The following is a 3,695-nucleotide window of genomic DNA, read 5'->3' as shown; positions in this document are numbered from 1 at the left end:
AGTTTACCTTGTTTCGTAACCCCTACAATACTTCATAGAATTTATTGCTCTTGAGGACACATTGCTTCTCTTGTCCTTATACATGAAAACACGTGCTGTCTTCTCTGTGACTCTATAACGAACTTCCATATAGCTTTTGGAAAGATTTTTGGTTGATCATTCCCCCAAAATAGGGCAGTAAATTGAAGAATAAAAAATTTTTAAGACTTAAAATGTTGTCTTTTTACTTTTTTAAGAGCTGCCACCATTTCTTTTGAGATTTTTCAAAAGTAGTACCATATCCATATCCATATCCATATCCATATGTCTTTTTATGATCAACTCCGTTTAATAAAATTGCCATATTATTCAACCTTTTCTCTTTGTAAAGAGAGTTTATGTATTTTAATGCCCTTTTATCCAAGAAATTTGCTCTAATTACATAAATAAAAGCATCAGCAAAGGTGCTAATGAGCATGGTATCTGTCACCATACTAAATGCAGCAGTATCTACAATAATATAATCATAATGCTCTCTAGCATGAATAAAGAGATTATTAATTTTTGCACTCATTAATAACTCAGATGGGTTTGGCGCCAAATCACCAGAAAAAATTACATCTAAGCCTTTTACGTTAGGGACTTTTACCGTGATATCTTCTATGCTTATAGAGTTATTTATGACATAATTAGTGATGCCTTTTTCACTACTAACATTTAAATAAGGTTCAATTTTCGGAGCTCTAATGTCTAAACCTAAGAGTAATATTTTCTTTTCAGTAAAAGCTAAGGAAGTTGCTAAGTTTGTAGCTACTAAAGATTTACCTTCATGTGCTATAGTTGATGTAATGAAAATGGTTTTACCCAAATTTTCTTTAGAATTTGGTAAAATAAATTTTAGATTTGTTCTTAAAATTCTAAAGGCCTCAGCTATGCTTGAGTAATCTTCATTTGAAATTAAATATCTTTTCTTTCCATCAAATTTAGGAATATCACCTATAATAGGAGCATCTAAAACTTTTTCTACATCTTCTTTTGTGTGAATTTTTGAATCTAATAATTCTTTTAAGAAAATAATTATTATTGGTATTAAAAGTCCCATTATAATAGCTCCAAAATAAGAAAGCATTTTTTTTGGTGCTACTGAATCAGGCAAGCTAACAGCATAATCAATTACCTGAGCATTTGGTTCTGCAACACCAAGAGTTAAGGCTGTTTCTTCTCTTTTCTCAAGAAGGTATAAGTATAAAGACTCCTTAATTTGTTGTTGCCTTTGTATATCTCTATATTGTCGCTCTTGTCTTGGTGCTGCATATAGCCTAGAGTTAATTCTAGAATCTTGTTTTTCAAGTGCACCCAAAGTAATTTTTCGTGAAGATTCTAAATTATTTAAACTTTCTTGAAAATTATTTCTTAAACTACTTAATTGCTCATTTATATTTACTACTGTAGGGTTTTTTTCTGTCGATGTTTTTAAAAGTCGTTGTTTTTCTAACATCAATTTATTGTATTGATCTTTAAATACTAATGAATTTTGATCTCCTATGTCAATATCTGGAATTAATTCGTTATCATCTTTTTCTGAAACAAAACCTTTAATAAATTCAATTTTTTTTAATTCAGTATTCGTAGCTACTATTTGTTGCTCAAGTCTTTGAACACTTTCTAGATTTAATCCGGTTTGAGAGGCTGCGTCAGAAATTTTAAACCTTGATTTTATAGATTCAGCAGATAGATCAACATCATTTAATTCATTAGTAATAATTTCTAATCTTTTAGTAACAAAATCTGAAGTAGTTTTAGTTAATTGTTCTTTTAAAGATATAGCTCTATCGTTATATTTTTTAATTAATTCATTTAAGAAATCTTCACCTTTATTTTTATTACTTTCAATTAAAGTAAATTTTAAAACATTTGAATATAAAACAACTGGTTCTATGGTCAAGCGGCTCTGATAAGAGTTTGTTAAATTTATGATTGGAGATATTACTACAAGAATACCTTCTCCTACTAATTTTTCTTTTTTCAAGTCTGAATTTGGAGTGATTATTATGTTGCCAAAACCCATATTGACTTTCTCTCCAAATGAGTGTTTTGTTTCTTTAGATGATTCAAAATCAACAAAGGTATATTCTGTCAGAGAATTTATTTGGATCAAAAATTGAGAATTTGTTTTATATAAAGCTGAGTCACTTAAAAAGAAATTTATTTTTAAAGGTGGATCATTATACCGTTCATTTTCATAAAAATTTGTATTAAAATTTAAATTACTATCTAAAAAATCACTTATTTTATTTTTATTAGTATAAAAAGAAACATTAAGATTTAGTGATTTAATAGTTTCTGATATGAGTCCTTTTGACTGCAAAATTTCAATTTCATCATCAACGTTATTTTTAACACCACCAGCAATACCTAAATCTTGAAAAACCGATAATGTTGATTGATCACCTCTATTTTCATTTTTAATTTTTATAGAGGCTTCTATCTGATATTGCTTTCTCGAAAAATTTAAGTTATAGTAAGTTATTAAAAGAATGATTAAAACAGAAACAATAAACCATTTCCAGAATCTTAAATATTTAGTAATAAGTTCTAAAATATGAAGGTTATTTCCTTGTAAATCATCATTGTTTCGAAAAGAAGTTTTGTTCATTTCAAATTCCATTTTTTTAACTTATATACTAATTTGTAGTAATAGTGACAATTAAGGCTGCTACAGTTGCTAAAGTAGAAACTAAACTTAATGATGCGTTTACATTAGGCCCAACATTAGAAGATTTTACTCTAGAATTATTCGGTTCAACATATATTACATCATTTTGATTTAAATAATACACAGGCGAACTAAATAATTCTCCTGATGTCAAATCTACTCTATTAGTAATAGTTTTACCTTGATTTTCCCTTATTACTAATACATTATTTCTTTTAGCATACAATGTCAAATCACCTGCTAAACCTAAAGCTTCTAAAACTGTAATTCTTTGATTTTGGACAGAGTAGGATCCTGGTCTATTTACTTCTCCTAATACGGTTATTTTAAAATTCACAGTTCTAATGTTGACAATAGGATCTACAACATATTCTTTCAACATACCTTTTATAAGTTCAGTAGCTTGAGTTCTATTTAGCCCACCTAACTTTAATGTTCCCAAAACAGGAAAATTTATATTGCCTCCTGAGTCCACTAAATAAGTCTGTTGTGTTGGTCTATCTACACTACCATCTGCCCCAACAAATGATACCGCTGGGAGATTAAAGGCCTTAACTGCATCGTAATCAAGTGCAGAAATAATTATAGTTAATATATCGTCTGGCCTTATAATTGGGTTGTAATTATTAATAGAGTTACTTACCTTAATTTGATCAGCGTCTTGGAAGTAAACTATATCTTTTTTTGTTCCACAAGCAGTAAGTAGCACTAAGAAGGACATAGTTAATAAAAAATTGATACTTAAAAACTTGTATCTGTTCACATTTTTAATCATAATAATTTTTTTAACATTGTAAATATAACTTTTTTATAATATTCTAAATCACGTTAAGTAAAGAATAAACTTAAAACATTTATAACCTTCAGTATTAAATCTCGTTGTAGGTTTATGGGGAGGTAATAATTGGTGAAATTCGTGTAAAAATAAAAATTTGAAAGTATTTAACAAGCACTTGTTATATTTTCTTCAATAACATTTTTTTTCTAAATAAAATATATA

Annotated in this window: 2 protein-coding genes; both read right to left on the bottom strand. The window is 28.0% G+C overall.

The annotated features are described in order from the left end of the window. Positions 1-223: 223 nt before the first annotated feature. Positions 224-2,635: a GumC family protein gene (locus AC1EUY_RS15790; RefSeq protein WP_480196515.1), complete on the bottom strand. Its 2,412-nt coding sequence runs from the start codon at positions 2,633-2,635 to the stop codon at positions 224-226. 28 nt (positions 2,636-2,663) lie between these two features. Beyond that, positions 2,664-3,416: a polysaccharide biosynthesis/export family protein gene (locus tag AC1EUY_RS15785; protein WP_480196514.1), complete on the bottom strand. Its 753-nt coding sequence runs from the start codon at positions 3,414-3,416 to the stop codon at positions 2,664-2,666. Positions 3,417-3,695: the final 279 nt, after the last annotated feature.

This window comes from Maritimimonas sp. 2210JD6-3 (genome assembly GCF_056591795.1).
Note: the sequence above shows the minus strand (reverse complement) of the source record. Positions and strands in the feature narration are given on the sequence as shown.

Bases quoted from the DNA above. Each gene is read 5' to 3' on its own strand.
- AC1EUY_RS15785 (WP_480196514.1), bottom strand. From the start codon at position 3,416: ATGTCCTTCTTAGTGCTACTTACTGCTTGTGGAACAAAAAAAGATATA.
- AC1EUY_RS15790 (WP_480196515.1), bottom strand. From the start codon at position 2,635: ATGAACAAAACTTCTTTTCGAAACAATGATGATTTACAAGGAAATAAC.